Genomic DNA, 15617 nt, shown 5'->3' on the forward strand with positions numbered 1-15617 from the left:
CCGCCGCTTTAATGCGGTCAACCATTTCACCTTGGCTTACAATTTCTTTATTTGGGCGATGCCCGCAGCGCTTTTGCGCTACTTGATCTTCTATATGAAAACCCGCTGCACCGGCTTTAGTCATTTCTTTTACTGTGCGTGCAATATTAAATGCCCCACCCCAACCGGTATCGGCATCAACAAGTAGTGGTAAATCGCTCGCACCCGTAATACGACGAATATCTTCAAGCACGTTATCAAGGCTTGTCATACCCAAATCAGGCATACCAAACGAGGCGTTTGCAACACCGGCACCTGAGAGGTAAATAGCTTGGTGACCCATTTTTTCAGCCATCATCGCTGTGTAGGCGTTAATAGTACCTACTACTTGTAACGGGCGGTTATTGGCAATAGCGTGTTTAAATTTTAATCCTGCTGACATTACTTTCTCCTCACTTTGAACGGTTGCTACGTGGAGTAACTTATAGTTTTAATCTGTAATTGTGACTGTTTAACTGCTTTTGCTAGCTTTTAACTTTTAACTTTTAACTTTTAACTTTTAACTTTTAACTTTTAACAGCTTATGCTTTTTGCTTAGCTAATAAATCAAATTTGGTTTGAATATTTGCTTGCGATGCACTTATGTGGCGCTTCATAAGCATTTCGGCCAGTTCGCCGTCGTGGTTTTCAATCGCGTTAATAATAGCTAAATGCTCATCAAATGCTTTTGATACACGCGGCCCCACCATGCCCATTTGTACACGGTACATGCGTATTAATTGATAGAGCTCATTACACAGTAAATGAATTAAATGCGCGTTTTTACTGCCTTGAATAATACGGTAATGAAAATCTAAATCGCCGGCTTCTTGATAATAAGATTCGCCCTCTTTAACACGCTGTGTTTGTAGGTGCTGATTAAGTAATTGCTTTAAGCCTTTTACTTCTTCGGGTTCCATATTGTCGGCAGCAAGCCTACATGCCAAGCCTTCAAGCGAACTACGAACTTGGTAAACTTCAATCAAGCGTTCAGCGGTAAGGGCAACTACTCGGCAACCTACGTTAGCTTTACGCTCAACAAGGTAGCAACTTTCTAGGCGATTTAACGCCTCTCTAAGCGTTGCGCGGCTTACACCATAACGTTTGGCAAGCTCAGGCTCTGATATTTTACTGCCTTGAACTATACTGCCTTCAACAATCTCACGGCGCATATCTACAAATACTTGATCAGATGCGGTAGTTATAGGCGCTTCGTTTAAAAATGTGTGTGTCATAAGTTATTTTTTAGATTGTCGACAATTAATGTGGTTACTATGGGCTTATTAAAAAATCATGTCAACCCTTAAACACATCACAATGGCTAAAAAACACACTTATTGTCGACACTATTAACCTAAAGTCGCATAAAAATGGGTTTAAAATGGACTAAAACAGTGAAGTGTCGACAGCGTAATAAATCAGATGTTACGCTTTTTAGCGCTGAAAACACCTCGCATAAATGCTATTATCGCGCTTTATTTTTATAGTATGAGCTAACGCGTGAACGCCAACACTTTTATTCCTGAGCACTTTATTGATGACGTAAAAACCTATTTACCAGCGCATCTAAACTTAGATGACTTTTTAAATGCGTGTCGTAGGCCCCTCAGAAAATCTATCCGCGTTAATACATTAAAAATTAGCATTGAAAAATTTGTAGAACGTGCAACTGAAAAAAATTGGCTGCTAACCCCCATACCTTGGTGCAGTGAAGGTTTTTGGTTAGAACGTCCCGAAGATGAAGAGCAAAACCTAGCCCTTGGTAATACCGACTTACACCTAAGCGGTGCGATGTACGTACAAGAAGCAAGTTCAATGCTGCCGCCTATCGCATTAAAGCAAAGTATTAAACTCGCTAACTCGCAAAATAACACCGTGCTTGATATGGCATCAGCGCCAGGTTCTAAAACATCGCAGCTAGCAGCTCTTATGGATAACCAAGGCGTGCTTGTTGCAAACGAGCTTTCGTCATCTCGTTTAAAGGTACTCAGCGCTACATTAAAACGCATGGGGGTTGGTAACTGTGCACTTTCGCACTTTGATGGCGTTATATTTGGCAACTACATGTTTGAATGCTTTGATAGCATACTCCTAGACGCGCCATGCTCTGGCGAAGGCACAGTACGTAAAGACGCCGACGCACTAAAAAATTGGTCAATAGAATCAAATATCAAAATAGCCCAAGTACAAAAAGACTTAATTAAAAGCGCTTTTTATGCATTAAAACCAGGTGGCACATTAGTGTATTCAACCTGCACACTTACCCCACTCGAAAACCAACATGTGTGCGATTATTTACTCAGTGAATTTAGCGACTATATAGCGCCTGAGTCACTCAGTGATTTATTTGAAGGTGCAAGTAAAGCAACAACAAGTGAAGGCTATTTGCATGTTTGGCCGCAAACATTCGATAGCGAAGGCTTTTTTATTGCAAAATTTAAAAAGCACACAAGTTGCAACAATCCAAATCAAACAGTTAAAAAAGGTGCATTCCCGTTTAACGAGTTTGATAAAAAGCAAAGTGCCGCGTTTATGCAATCGCTTAAAAAGCACTTTGGGTTAACTAATATACCTGGCAACTTAATGCAGCGCGACAAAGAGCTGTGGTTATTTCCTGAGGGGTTTGAAGCCATACAAAATAAAATTAAGTACGCACGTTTAGGTATTCAAATTGGCATTATTCATAAAAATGGCGTAAGACTAACGCACGAATTTGCTACTGTGTTTGGCAACGAGTGCAAAACGAATATTTACGCGTTAAATAACGAGCAAGCCAATGATTATTTTCAAGGTAAAGATATACGCTTAACTGAGGCAACTCAAACAATAGGTGAAGTAGTTTTAACGCTGTGTGGTTGCCCTATCGGGCTGGGTAAATGGCAAAAAAATAAGATCAAAAACTCACTACCACGCGATCTAGTGCAAAATACGCAGTTAATAAGCTGGGGTTAAACTAAAGTACAAATTACGCATAATTAATCTAATCCTTTGTTATCAAATGTAACTAGGTGGCAAAATTAGTTATGCTTTATTGAGTAGCTTTACTATAGTTTTAAGTACTTTCTTCTTCTCCCTAACGAACCAGAAAGTTTTTAGTTAACGCTAGACTCAATTTAGAGTCATTTTATTGCCCAGAGGTTTTTTATAAACCTCTGGGCAATTTTTTGCGCAGTATAATAACAATTTAGCTTTACCAAAAAACAAGTATTCATAAAGAAGTTATGAGACGCTGCGCTTTTAGAGAAGTGATAAATCAGTTAATTGAATAGATCACTTGGTCTCTGCTCATTTACTCCTCATTCACTTCTCTTTGTGCAATTGGTTTTTCAGATTTAACTTTAACGTGAACCCGCTTCACGATTATAAGTAAGCACAATTCTCTTGTAGAGATACAAGACGTCCTGCTTGCAGGCGTTTAAAAACAACGAGTTTACCGAAAAAATATTCACAAAGAGGTTATGAGTCGCTGCGCTTTTAGAGAAGTGATAAATCAATTCGTGAATAGCTTACTTGGTGTCTACTCATTACTCCTCATTCTCTTCTCTTTGAGCAATTGGTTTTTTACATTTTACTTTAACGTAAACAAACTCAGCGCATTCAAAGCCAACCTAGTTACAATGTTTTTTAAACATCCACCTTGTTCTAACGGCTTCAAAGTGGGGGCCAAATTTAAGCGATAGACATAAAATAGGTAGAGCATCAACTTGCTTAGCCACATCAAAAACTTGATAAAATTTATAACCATATTTAACGGCTAAATTTAGTTCAGCAACATACAATGCTTTATACTTTGGAGATAGTTTCTGCCAGTTCATTAGAGCTATTTGAATAATACCAAGCTGCACATCAAACTTGTACGGCCCAAATTTTTTAGCCTGCTGAATATACTCATATACTCGTTCTGTAGGCCCTTCTTGATAACTAACTACTTGCGCTAGTGCAATCCAAGTTTCTGACCATGTTTGCCTTAACTCTAATGACTTTAATAGATCTTTTTCTGCTTGTTGATAAACCAAAAGCTTATTATTATTTTGCTCGCTAGTTACAGCTAAATTGAGCATTTTTATATAAGCACTTAACTGCCAGTAATGAGATTGAGTTGGTTCTAATTCTACAGCAAGGATAATAGCGTCATTAGCAAGTTTGAGCTCTACAGCCGTAATTGAACCTTCGGGCTGCTTCAAAATATTGAGTGCATTAAAATACCATGTATTTGCACGCATACTTTGTAAGCTTTGATAACCTATAGCTAATGTAATAACTGCAAGTATAGCAATTTGTGTGAGGCGGTTTGTATTTAAATTACTCATTAAACAACGACTCTGTTAAACGCTTAGGATTAGTAAAAAATAAATCATGTGCATCATTTTGACCAATTTGCTCGCTCACTATTTGCTTAGCTTTACTTAAAATAGGAGGCCTACGCTTAACTGAATGAGCATCAGATGCAACATAAGTTACTAAACCCTTTTCTAGCATATCTATACTAATATTTTTTGCAGTTTCGCCCCATGCACCTTCAATGCTTGAAGCCGTTAATTGAAACTCACATCCTAATTGCTTTAAACGCTCAATATAAAAAGGATTTGCTTGAATATCGCGATTACGCTCAGGGTGAGGAATAATCACCTTTATATTTTGTTTAGCTAGCCAATTTATAAACTTATCGTAACCTTGCGGTACATGCGAGTGCGGGAGTTCTAATAATAAATAATTTACTGAATTAAGTGTACCAATAAACGGGAGTTTATTACTAAGCACTAAACTCATTAGCTCTACATCAAGCCTAACTTCAGCGGCCACAGCTAGTTTAATACCAATATTATTTACTAATGCCTGTGCTTTTAAATTAGCAAGTTCGCTATACAATTGCGAGGCCAAGTTATTAAATCGCCCAATATGTATATGTGGCGTGGCAACCATATGGGTTATTCCATCATTTTGTGCAATATTCAATAGCGCTAAAGAATCACTTAAATATTTAGCGCCATCATCTATTCCTGGCAAAATATGAGAATGAATATCAATCATAGATTTGCATTTAACTATGCATTAGGTTGTTCAGGTTTTTGCGAGTAATCATAATAGTCGTAATAACCATGGCTATGCTCGTCTTTACTTTTACTCATATCTACTTGGTTAAGCACAATACCTGCAACATGAGCTTTAGATTCAAACAACCGTTCAATACCCGCTTTAATCGGTTTAATTCGTGTAATATCCGACTTAACAACATAAATTACCGAGTCTACACTCTGTGCAATAACTAAAGCGTCACTCACAGCCTGTGTTGGTGGTGTATCTATAATTATATGGTCATACTTAGTTTTTAATATATCGAGTACTTCACTAAAGCGCGTGTTAGATAAAAGCTCTAATGGATTACCTGGGATCTGCCCGCTTGGCATAATAGCAACACCCGACTGCCCATCTACATGAACACACTCACTTAACTGCTCAGTACCTACGATTAAATTACTTAACCCCGGATGAAATACCGGTATATCGAAGCGCTTAGCTATACTTGGTTTGCGCAAATCGGCGTCAATTAGCAATACTTTACCCATTTGAGCAAGCGACATAGCTAAATTAGCTGAGGTCGTTGTTTTACCCTCACCCGGAGCACTTGATGTTACGGCTATTACTTTATGATCGCGCTCTAACTGAGTTAATAGCAAACTAGTTCTGAACGTTCGTACCGACTCTGCAAAACGCCTATAGTTATCATCCAGATAAGCATGTATCGGAAACACGCTATTTTTGGGTGTTTGTACATGCGGTAAAAGCCCAAGCATACGCTGTGCTAACTTACTTTCGACATCACTTTTAGTTTTAACGGTATCGTTAAGCGCGTCAAATATAAAGCTCATGACTACTGCAAAACCAAAACTTGCCACAAAAGCTAAAATAACAATTAATTTTTTATTTGGTTTTGCTGGATCATTTGGGGCATAAGCTCTATCAGTAAAACGTGCAGCAGCAGAGCTAAAATCACTCGTTACTTCTGTTTCTTTTGAGCGAGATAAAAACGTGTTAAATATACTGCGATTTGTTTCTACTTCACGTTTTAATTGGTTGTATTGAGTTTCTTTGCGGGTAATATCTTGATATTCGGCACGAATTTTAACTAAGTCACGTTCAAGCGCGCTAACGGTACGTGTTATCCGGTTTAGCTCTTTTTCAATACCCGTAATAAGGCCTTTAATTTGTTTGTTTAAATTATTTTTTACCGTTGCTAACTCTGCTTTAGCTGAGATCATACGCGGATGTTTAGGGCCGTACACTTCGCCTAAATCACTGAGTTTACGCTCTACTAATATAACTTCGCGCTTTACGTCCTGTATTACTTTGTGGGATGTAATTTCAGGCATACTCCCTAATAACTCCAAGTTATTATTGCCGTACTCAGTTATTACGCGATTTATACTCTCAAGATTATTTTTTTCATTGCGCGCTACAATTAACTGTTGTGATATTTGCTCAAGCTCTTGTGTGGCGAGCCCTGCTATACCTTCAATATCAACTAGTTTTTGCTTCTCTCTGTAGTTTTGTAAGCGCACTTCTGAGTCATCGAGTTGAATTCGTAATTGCGATAAACGCGTATTTAACCAGTTAGAGGCTTGTTGAGTAATCCCCATTTTTGCACGCATTTGGCTATCTATATAAACTTCACCAACGGTATTCGCTACAAGCGCTGCTAGTTTAGAATCGCTCGATTCAAAGCTAACTCTAACGAGTTGAGTTTTAATAATAGGCGAGACTGAAAGACGTGACTTAAATACAGCTAATAAACCAAGCATTTCTCGTTCTGCTTGTTCTTGTGCATCATATACCGTTTCTTCCTTTTTATTTAAAAAAGGGAGTTGCTCTTTTATCGCTGTTTTAAGTTCACCCAACGCAGACGGCTTAGCTATAAAGTCTGTATGCGCTTTTAAATTAAGCTTAGTGATTACTTCGCGGGCAATACTGTCCGATTTAATCACCTCAAACTGCGTCAGATAATATTCTTTTTTTGTCGAATCAAGACCGTATATCTCTTCAAAGCTTACTGCCTTAGTTTGCTCAGCTTCTATAAGTAAAGTAGCAGTTGCAATGTATTTTGGCACTAAGGTCAAAGCCACCATAATAGTTAACAAAGTAACTACAATAGCAAACCCTAAAATACGCCATTTAGCGAGTTTAATTACATTAAGGTAAGATCCTAAATCAATAATTTCTTCATTATTACTTAGGTTTTCATTTGTTTGGTTCATTAAATACTGCCCTGTAAACTGCTTAAAACAACCGTTGTTCAATTTTTATGGTATCGCCCGCTGCAATTTGGCTATTTAAACTACCTTTTTGTTGCTGCTGTTTAGTTTGCTCTTTAAATATGTATATTTTATCAATAGAGGCGCGCTCAGTTAAACCACCGGCAAGCGCAATCGCTTGATTAACTGTCATTGCGGGTTGATAAGGATAAGCGCCTGGCTCTTTAACTTCACCATGAATATAAAAAGGTCGGTATTCAATTACCTGCACATATATATTTGGATTTACTAAATAATCAGGTTTTAAACCTTGTGTTATAACTTGTTCAACTTCAGAAGTGTTAAGACCAGCTAATTTAACTTTACCTAAAAAAGGATAATTAACTTCCCCACTATTACCTAAAAGTGCAGTAACCTCTAAATCGGGTTGGCCAAATACTTTTATTTCTACCTTATCACCAGCACCAATTACATAACTTTGCGCTGTTTGCGCAAAGCTAACACTACTAAATATTAGTAGTGTTAAACTAAAAATAAACTTCATTAGTTAGCCTTTAAAGCAAACGTAAAATTAACACCTACAACTACTCGATCGAACTCAATTGCATTTTGTGTAGAATTTTTATCAATAAAATCGACATAAGTAGAAACCATACCAAATCTACTCGCAATATAATTTAAACCTAAGCGTGCACTTTTAGTTTTATCTTTTCGGCCAATATCACCTGTGTATTGCTCGTCAATATAAGTAACTCCTACAAGCGAACTTAAATAATCGCTCCAGCTATGTGTCCAATTAATACCGTAAAAACTTTCTTTAATATAATCGCCTTGTACTAGCGGATCTTTAGCTGAGCGACTTGTTGTTAATTGCACTGTAGAATAACTAAGTGGCTGCCAGTTAACCCCAGCTTCCCAACTTAAACCGCTAAAACTCTCACGTTCATTGGCACTAAAATCTTTATTTTGATAACCCAATTTAAATGAGCCTGAGGTAAGCGCGGTTGCTTCCCACTCCATACCAAGCAGCACCTTTACGTCGTCTGAGTCACGTGATATGCCGCTACTTGCTAAAAAATCGTAACGGTAATTTTCTTGCTTAACTTCTAAAAATGTACGTGTAGCAGCTTGAGTATTGTAATAACCGGTAATACCAACTAACGATTTATCATAATCACGAAACTGTGACACGGCTCTAAAATTTTGATATTTTTTACTATAAAAACCCGCGTTTAAAGCAACTTGTGCTTTTGAGCTTTGCGCACCATATTCATAGCGTGCTGTAATATTTTGCTGCTGGTATTTTACAAGCTCATTTACTGCATCCCCAAGGCCCTCAGTTAAACCACTGCCACGCGGCTCATAAAGCCAGTCGGCTTTACCATTAACATCTAGGCGATGCTGGCTGGTAAACTCTTTATGTACACCAACACCAATATTTACTTGGGTAAAATTATCAACGCTCTCCTTATTATGCAAAGAGCTACTTGTGCCTAAATCAAGGTTGTAACTATCGGGGCCGTCTTCAATAGCTGCCTTTATATTAGGGGTAATGGTCCAAATTGTACGTGACTCTTCATTTTCTGGCGTACTAAAAAAGTTATTATTACTGCTTATACCCGTTTGTAACGTTGGCGTAATTTCGGCGCCATCTTTAGTTATAAAACTACCTGGTTTTAAATTAGCAGCCGCAGGTGCTGCGACCCCTACACTTAACAAAGCAAATATAGGTGCAAGTGTTTTAGTATGCATTCGCATTCTTAAATCCTTTAAAAATTGTCATAAAAATAATTTTTATATCAAACCATAACGACCAGTGCTTAATATAATGTAAGTCAAATTCAACACGTTTTTCCATTTTGTTCAGCGTATCAGTTTCGCCGCGCCATCCGTTAATTTGAGCCCAGCCTGTTATACCTGGCTTTGCTTTATGCCTAAACATATAAAACTCTACTTTTTTACGGTATTCCTCATTATGGGCAACCGCATGAGGCCTTGGCCCAACTATCGACATATCGCCTTTTAAAACATTTATAAATTGCGGTAATTCGTCAAGGCTTGTGCGGCGTAAAAAGCCACCTAAAGGTGTAATACGCACATCATGTTTTGTGGCTTGCGTTACCACTGCACTGTTTTCGGTAACACTCATTGAACGAAACTTCCATACTTTAATTTTACGTCCATCAAGCCCGTACCGGTCTTGCTTAAAAATCACAGGGCCTTTTGAGGTAAATTTAACAGCAAACGCAATTGCAACAAGTACAGGAGAAATCAGCATTAAAATAATAGAGGCAACAACTATATCTTCAGTACGCTTTATAAATTCACGAGCACCTATAAACGGTGATTCAAACACACTTAATGTGTCAACATCCCCCACATGCTCAATACGAGCATGTATTAAGTTAGATATTAAAAAGTCAGGAATTATATGCACATCAACCGTTGTATCACCCAGTTGACGCAAAATATCAGCTATACGCTTATCAGCTTTCATAGGTAAAGCAATATATAAAACGCTAATTTCACCATCACGGGCTGCATCTACTGCATTTTGAATTCGTCCTGCAACATCGTGTTTTGTTGAGTTTTCAAAAAGTCGCTCTGGTTGCCTGTCATCATAAAAACCTAAAAACTTAAAGCCAAGTTCGTCATTTTTAGTAATCTCGTTATATAAATGTACTGCTGACTCGGTAGCCCCAACAATGGCAACATTGCGTAAATTTAACCCTAGTTTACGTCTACTTCTTTTAAATAAGTATGCAGCAAGGCGCCAAGCATATAAAAAAGTTACGCTTAACAAAAACCACAAACCCAGACCAATACGCGAAAGCGACTCAGTAAACTTAAATGCAAACGATATAACTAATAAAACAGAAAATGCAGCAAATAAGGAGCCCCAAGCACAAAGCACCATAGTTCTAAATTTACCAGCACGCCAAGAGCGATAAGCGGAGAATATTTCAGCACAGTATAAAAAGCTTAAAGCAACGGTTAAAACCGAAACCATATAAATAGGAGTGAGCTCAAAGCTATAGAACAAAGCCGAGCACTGAAAGGCTAAAAACAATGCAAAAATATCGAATAATCGATAAAAATTCGCATCAGACGAGCCGTTAGGCTTAAACGTCCTTGAAGATGTCATACTATGTATCCCTATAGATATCTTAAAAGTGAAATAAGCTCCACAAAACTGTGCGGCAAATGTTACAGTATCATACTAAAGTATTCAACATTAAGGATGACTTTATATATAGTAATATTATGTAAAATGTCTTTAAGTAGCGAGGAACTTACACAAAACAAAACAAATATAAACTTACATAAACATTTATAAACCACCTCCAAACAGAAGCATCTTATTTTTATTTAAACAAATCTTTAAACCAAGCCCATACCCCAAAAGAGTAATTACTAAATATATCAATACCTAAAGCCGACTTAACTAAATAAATAATAAGCAGCAAAATTGTAATAACAAAAAAACTAAACATAGATATAGTGATTGCCTGCGATATAGCTGCTATTTTTTGCTCTTTTTTACTAAGTTCTCTTCTGTTACGACCAGCCAGTAAAACAAAATAGTATCTGTATTTAAAAAACTTAATTACACCTCTGCAATCCACAGCATGCTTACCCCACTGCCTTGCACCTATAGCCACTTTTAAATGAGCTAGCTGCTCTTCAGTAAAGCTCTTTTGCACATTACTAGGCATACGATTTAGTAAACTGCGTATAGCTGGATCTGCTTTTAATTTCGACAAACGTAAATCCTACTTATTTTTGAAATACAAAATGTTAATAATATAAACAATAAAAAAAAGCCAATTAAAAACTTAATTGGCTTTTTAAATAAAAAGTAAATATTTACTTAATTGTACTTGAGCGATATGTATTATTATTTAACCAACTAGGTTTTTCGACTTTAGGAATTTGACCATCTTGAGATATATTAGTTTGATGGTAAGAATGCTGATTCCATATTCTAGTCGCATTTTTCCATGGTTTACTACTATCAGCAGCGCCATATACAGTTACACCGTTGTTAATTGACCAGCGAGAATCATAGTTATTAGAAACAACAACTAACTCAGCGTTATTATCGCCTTCTAAATCTACTACTATTGGATATTCCCAAAGTGATGCCGTTGAATTATCAACGGTTGATAAAACTTCACCATTAACACCATTAAGCACTCTAACAGTAAGATGATCTTGAACTATTACTTCATCAATACCATCGCCATTAAAGTCATAAGCACTTACGCCTATTTTACCACTCCACTCGTCGTCATTAGGTACTGACCAAACTAATTCACCATTTTTACTATACATATCAACAGCAGTATAACCTGCGTAAACAATACCTAATTCTTTATTAACTAAAAAGTTAGATACAGCTTGCGCGCCACCACCTGGATTTAATTCGTTTTTAACTTCCCACTTTACATTACCATTATGTTCAAGTACTGCAAATACACCATCGCTAACACTACTTGGATTACTGATTACTATTTCAGGTTCTAAATCATAATCTAAATTGGCAATTGAACTAAACCAAATACTACCAGGCTGACCATACTGCCATAGTTGCACACCATCAAAATCATATAATCCCCCTCCAGACAAAACTTCTTGAGAGTCATTATTATCAGCGTCAAATGTTATAGACGCAGCAGACCAATTCGCTGTGTAAAGTAATCCTTGCTCATAATTGAGTACATTATTGCCTGTAATAATTTCAAGCATCCCATCATTGTTAATGTCACTCAAGGTAATAGCCCCTAAAGGCTTACCAGATTTAGAAAGCTCCTTCTTCACTTTACCTAAGTTGTCAACTACTTGGATAACATCTGACGCGTAATTATTTAAAACAATTTCAATAATACCGTCGTCATCTAAATCAGCGGCTGCAATTGAGTTACGTGGATCACTGAGAACACCACCATTTTTATAATCCCATAGCTCTGTGCCATCAATCCCGTTAAGTGCGCGGACTAACCCAGCTTTATTTACATTATTTTTAAACGTTGTTACAACTATATCAGCTACATCACGTTCATTAATCAAGCCATCGTTATTATCATCATTCAGTTGTACAACAACTGGAGTGCTCATTACTTGATTGTATTGCGGCATAAAGTCGCTAGAATTCCATTGCCATTTTGGTTCCATTGCAAATGGAGCAATTGGTTCAGCAACAGATGGTAGGTTCCCTTTGAACTCACCACCTAATAATGCCATCGAACCACGAAAACTCTGGCCAATTACAGGCATTTTTGCGATACCAAAAGAGGCTTTAATATCAGCATAAGGAGCTAAAATCACCCCTTCCCAGCGGCTACCTTTAATATTAAGATTTTGAGCATCAACAAAATTGAATACAGTTTTAGAAGCATGCTTTCTTAACCTAGCAAAGCTTTTACTTCTTACATTTACATTTTGATCGCCTGTTATATTAAAAATAACAGTAGCGCCTTTAGGTATACCACGAACCCTAAAAGTATGAGCTTTAGCAAATCGTTCAGCATCTACATTAAATACTTGAGTTTCAGATGTACTATCACCTTTTAGGTAAAGCCCACCCCACTTCCATTTAGCTGTACCTGTTTCGTCAAGCTGATTGAGTTCTGAGCTTAAATTTTTATAGTATTCTTCTTGTTCATCAAAGCTAAACGGGAATGCAGACTCATCTTGGTGGCTTTTAATGCTCGAGCCTTGCTCCATGCCCCAGCGCACACTCCAATGGGTGTCAATACCACCACCGGCAAACATGCTACCAACAAACTGGCGACCGCGCTCAAATTCAATGCCTGTTTCGCTGATTAAATAATATTCATTAGGGCTCGATGGGCGGTTATAGCCAACACTATACACACCTTTTAAATTAATATCGCCAGCAGCAATAGCGCCATCAGCACGGCCTACGTGAGACTTAAACTCGTCAAATACAAATGCAGAAAAGTTATTTGCAATACCTAAGTCAGTTGCAAATGTTTGCGAGCTCACTAAAGTAAGCGCAATCAGTGCACTTAGTTTATTAAATTTCACTACAGTTTTTGTCATTTTCTTCCCTCGAAAATAAAAGGTATACATCATTTTTCTGCTATGAACTTTAACCATCGACTTAATTAAAGCCACAACTCAAGCAGACTATTATATATACCGGGGAGGAAAATGAAACAAAAAATACAACAAAAGTACCAATAAAAACAAATTTTAAACATTTGAGATTAAAATATCAATGATTTACGATTAATAAAAGATATTAAACAGATGAATTTTAAAATTACCAATACTAAATAACTACATAATGTTACTTTTTACACCAGGTATTTAACCAATATAAATAATCGCATTAATAAATATAAATTTAATTAAACAATCTGGTTTTAAGTTGAATAAGTCGAGCAATTAAGATATGTGTAGTCCACAGCGATAACTAACATAAAAACAACAGCTAAAATGACCTTATCACACAATTAACCTGCCCTTAAGACCTGACATTTGTTCGCACTTTAAAACTCAAATTAACTTAAAATTGTTTTAATGATTATTGTTCTTCCTCTAGCCAAATAATTACCCATACTCAATAATAATTACTTATAAACCAATAGCCCTTGGCGCATTTTTTTTAAGGTAGTAAAAAACATACTTGCAGAGCAAAATTGCGACAAACGTGTTTATATAAGGAAGTAAGGTATACAGTAGGGAATCATCTGCTAATGTCTTACTTTCAAATTTCTGTAAAAACCTGAAAAAAATCAAATGTAATGGGAAGATAACTATTGATGATAGAGCTAATTTTTGAAGCAGTAAATTCTGTCCCAAAAGCTTACTTATTAGAAAAACAATTGCAATACCTATAACTGCAATTATAGGATAGAAAATAGAATTGAAACCAAAATTAAGCTCTCTCATGTCTACACGTCCATTGTAGATCGCTAAAAAGTAAAAAACAGGTAGTAATATCAACAAAAAGCTAAGGTTGAAGGTTTTTTTTTCAAAAATACAACGATTCAGTATTTCTGTAGACTTAATGTATTTTCCTAGTTGAAAAAATAGCATTCCTGCGATTGCTGAGTCTACACTCCAAGGTAGACGTCCGTGAACTGGATAGATAACTCCTAAATAAATGATGTATACAAAAATAGAGAAAAATAAAGAAACAGTTATTTTTAACCTAGTGAAAAACGTAATCTCAGCCAAAAATATTACAATTAAGCAAGGAAAAAACCAAAGAACCCCATTAATATGAAAACTATCAGCCTTTGAGGTCACTACCCTAAGCAATGGATCAAACCATGGCATTTCACTAGCTTGACCATTACCAAATAAGCTCAAGGGAAGCCAGCATAAATACGATATACAAAAGAAAAATAAAAATGGAATTACTAATCTTTGAATAATTTTAAGAAACTCTACTTTGTATAAACTTTTTTTAAAAAATAAATAACCTGAAAGAAAAAAGAACAAAGGCATGTGAAAGGAATATATAAGAATATATAAATTTTCATCTAACCAAGCGGCATGCCCCAGCACTACAAAAAAAATCCCTAGTGCTTTCATATTATCAATGTAGTTTATGCGCATAAGATTAACTAGCTATTTTATTTTTAATTAATAGAAACAAAAATTTAGAATTTGTCATTAAGTAACGTTTCCACATTCGACCCGGTTCTTGCATAACTCTATAAAGCCATTCTAAGCCCGCATTTTGCATCCACAGTGGTGCACGGTTAACTTTACCGGCAACCACATCAAATGTACCGCCTACTCCCATAACAAAATCAACACCTAATTTGTCTTGCCACTTATTGATAAAGTTTTCTTTTTTGGGTGAGGTAATTGCTACAAATAATAACTTTGCACCTGATTCACGTATTTTATTTACAACAGCTTCCTCATCATCCCCCTCTTTATTTCCAAAGAAATAACCATCATGATATCCAGCGATGTTTAAGTTAGGGTTTTGTGCTTTTACTTTTTCTACTGTTTTGCTTACAACCTCTTCGGTAGCACCGAGTAAAAACACAGGGAAATCTCGTCTTGCACTCATTGTTAATAGCTCATGGAATAAATCAACACCAGCAACACGTTCTGGTACATCATGACCTAAAAAGCGGGCCCCAAACACGACGCCCATACCATCTATATTTATTAAATCGCACGCTCTTACTGAATCAGCTAAAACAGGATCTTTTTGCATGTTCACAATTTTTGCCACATTAACTACCACGTGCTGTAAAAATTGCTTTTTCTCTATTCTACTTTCAATAAAAGAAACTGTTTCTTCCATTGTTGCTATATCCATAGGCGCTTTTAAAAATTCAATACGTTTCATTGCTG

13 protein-coding genes are annotated in these 15617 nt (G+C 36.6%); 1 reads left to right on the plus strand and 12 read right to left on the minus strand.

Going from position 1 to position 15617, the window contains the following annotated elements; genetic code table 11:
• Window positions 1–421 (minus strand): isocitrate lyase/phosphoenolpyruvate mutase family protein (locus L654_RS0123815; protein WP_024609243.1); only part of this gene is annotated, 421 nt, incomplete at its 3' end.
• A 139-nt stretch (window positions 422–560) separates the two neighbouring features.
• Window positions 561–1253: a GntR family transcriptional regulator gene (locus L654_RS0123820; RefSeq protein WP_002962362.1), complete on the minus strand. Its 693-nt coding sequence runs from the start codon at window positions 1251–1253 to the stop codon at window positions 561–563.
• A gap of 265 nt (window positions 1254–1518) precedes the next feature.
• On the opposite strand from L654_RS0123820, the gene rsmF reads away from it, so the two are divergent.
• On the plus strand, window positions 1519–2970 hold the full coding sequence (rsmF, locus tag L654_RS0123825) for a 16S rRNA (cytosine(1407)-C(5))-methyltransferase RsmF (RefSeq protein WP_024609244.1): 1452 nt from the start codon (window positions 1519–1521) through the stop codon (window positions 2968–2970).
• 656 nt (window positions 2971–3626) lie between these two features.
• Here the strand turns inward: rsmF and L654_RS0123830 are convergent.
• The 10 genes from L654_RS0123830 to L654_RS0123875 all read right to left on the minus strand — a co-directional run bounded on the left by L654_RS0123830 (window position 3627) and on the right by L654_RS0123875 (window position 15612).
• Window positions 3627–4328 (minus strand): VpsP family polysaccharide biosynthesis protein, encoded by a 702-nt coding sequence (locus L654_RS0123830; RefSeq protein WP_024593361.1) that lies wholly within the window; start codon window positions 4326–4328, stop codon window positions 3627–3629.
• Window positions 4321–5049 carry a CpsB/CapC family capsule biosynthesis tyrosine phosphatase gene (locus tag L654_RS0123835; RefSeq protein WP_024609245.1) on the minus strand — a complete coding sequence of 243 codons (729 nt, stop codon included), beginning with the start codon at window positions 5047–5049 and terminating at the stop codon, window positions 4321–4323. Before L654_RS0123835 ends, L654_RS0123830 begins: the two co-directional genes overlap by 8 nt.
• 14 nt (window positions 5050–5063) lie before the next feature.
• Complete coding sequence (locus L654_RS0123840) at window positions 5064–7271, minus strand: polysaccharide biosynthesis tyrosine autokinase (protein ID WP_010554203.1); 2208 nt, start codon at window positions 7269–7271, stop codon at window positions 5064–5066.
• 22 nt (window positions 7272–7293) lie between these two features.
• Complete coding sequence (locus L654_RS0123845; protein WP_010554202.1) at window positions 7294–7812, minus strand: polysaccharide biosynthesis/export family protein; 519 nt, start codon at window positions 7810–7812, stop codon at window positions 7294–7296.
• A complete protein-coding gene (locus tag L654_RS0123850; RefSeq protein WP_024590396.1) occupies window positions 7812–9026 on the minus strand; it encodes an outer membrane beta-barrel protein in 1215 nt (404 codons plus the stop codon). Before L654_RS0123850 ends, L654_RS0123845 begins: the two co-directional genes overlap by 1 nt.
• On the minus strand, window positions 9010–10413 hold the full coding sequence (locus L654_RS0123855) for an undecaprenyl-phosphate glucose phosphotransferase (RefSeq protein ID WP_024609246.1): 1404 nt from the start codon (window positions 10411–10413) through the stop codon (window positions 9010–9012). Before L654_RS0123855 ends, L654_RS0123850 begins: the two co-directional genes overlap by 17 nt.
• A 220-nt stretch (window positions 10414–10633) precedes the next feature.
• On the minus strand, window positions 10634–11032 hold the full coding sequence (locus L654_RS0123860) for a hypothetical protein (RefSeq protein ID WP_024609247.1): 399 nt from the start codon (window positions 11030–11032) through the stop codon (window positions 10634–10636).
• Window positions 11033–11135: 103 nt separating this feature from the next.
• On the minus strand, window positions 11136–13334 hold the full coding sequence (locus L654_RS0123865; protein WP_024609248.1) for a choice-of-anchor A family protein: 2199 nt from the start codon (window positions 13332–13334) through the stop codon (window positions 11136–11138).
• Between the two features lie 537 nt (window positions 13335–13871).
• Window positions 13872–14861 carry an acyltransferase family protein gene (locus L654_RS0123870; RefSeq protein ID WP_024609249.1) on the minus strand — a complete coding sequence of 330 codons (990 nt, stop codon included), beginning with the start codon at window positions 14859–14861 and terminating at the stop codon, window positions 13872–13874.
• Between the two features lie 4 nt (window positions 14862–14865).
• Window positions 14866–15612: a WecB/TagA/CpsF family glycosyltransferase gene (locus L654_RS0123875; RefSeq protein WP_024609250.1), complete on the minus strand. Its 747-nt coding sequence runs from the start codon at window positions 15610–15612 to the stop codon at window positions 14866–14868.
• Between the last annotated feature and the right edge of the window lie 5 nt (window positions 15613–15617).

This window comes from Pseudoalteromonas sp. TAB23, from assembly GCF_000498075.1.
Taxonomy (GTDB): Bacteria; Pseudomonadota; Gammaproteobacteria; order Enterobacterales; family Alteromonadaceae; genus Pseudoalteromonas; species Pseudoalteromonas arctica.

Excerpts from the sequence above, each read along its gene's own strand:
- L654_RS0123820 (WP_002962362.1), bottom strand. The coding sequence starts at position 1,253 with ATGACACACACATTTTTAAACGAAGCGCCTATAACTACCGCATCTGAT.
- L654_RS0123830 (WP_024593361.1), bottom strand. The coding sequence starts at position 4,328 with ATGAGTAATTTAAATACAAACCGCCTCACACAAATTGCTATACTTGCA.
- L654_RS0123835 (WP_024609245.1), bottom strand. The coding sequence starts at position 5,049 with ATGATTGATATTCATTCTCATATTTTGCCAGGAATAGATGATGGCGCT.
- L654_RS0123840 (WP_010554203.1), bottom strand. The coding sequence starts at position 7,271 with ATGAACCAAACAAATGAAAACCTAAGTAATAATGAAGAAATTATTGAT.
- L654_RS0123845 (WP_010554202.1), bottom strand. The coding sequence starts at position 7,812 with ATGAAGTTTATTTTTAGTTTAACACTACTAATATTTAGTAGTGTTAGC.
- L654_RS0123850 (WP_024590396.1), bottom strand. The coding sequence starts at position 9,026 with ATGCGAATGCATACTAAAACACTTGCACCTATATTTGCTTTGTTAAGT.
- L654_RS0123855 (WP_024609246.1), bottom strand. The coding sequence starts at position 10,413 with ATGACATCTTCAAGGACGTTTAAGCCTAACGGCTCGTCTGATGCGAAT.
- L654_RS0123865 (WP_024609248.1), bottom strand. The coding sequence starts at position 13,334 with ATGACAAAAACTGTAGTGAAATTTAATAAACTAAGTGCACTGATTGCG.
- L654_RS0123870 (WP_024609249.1), bottom strand. The coding sequence starts at position 14,861 with ATGCGCATAAACTACATTGATAATATGAAAGCACTAGGGATTTTTTTT.
- L654_RS0123875 (WP_024609250.1), bottom strand. The coding sequence starts at position 15,612 with ATGAAACGTATTGAATTTTTAAAAGCGCCTATGGATATAGCAACAATG.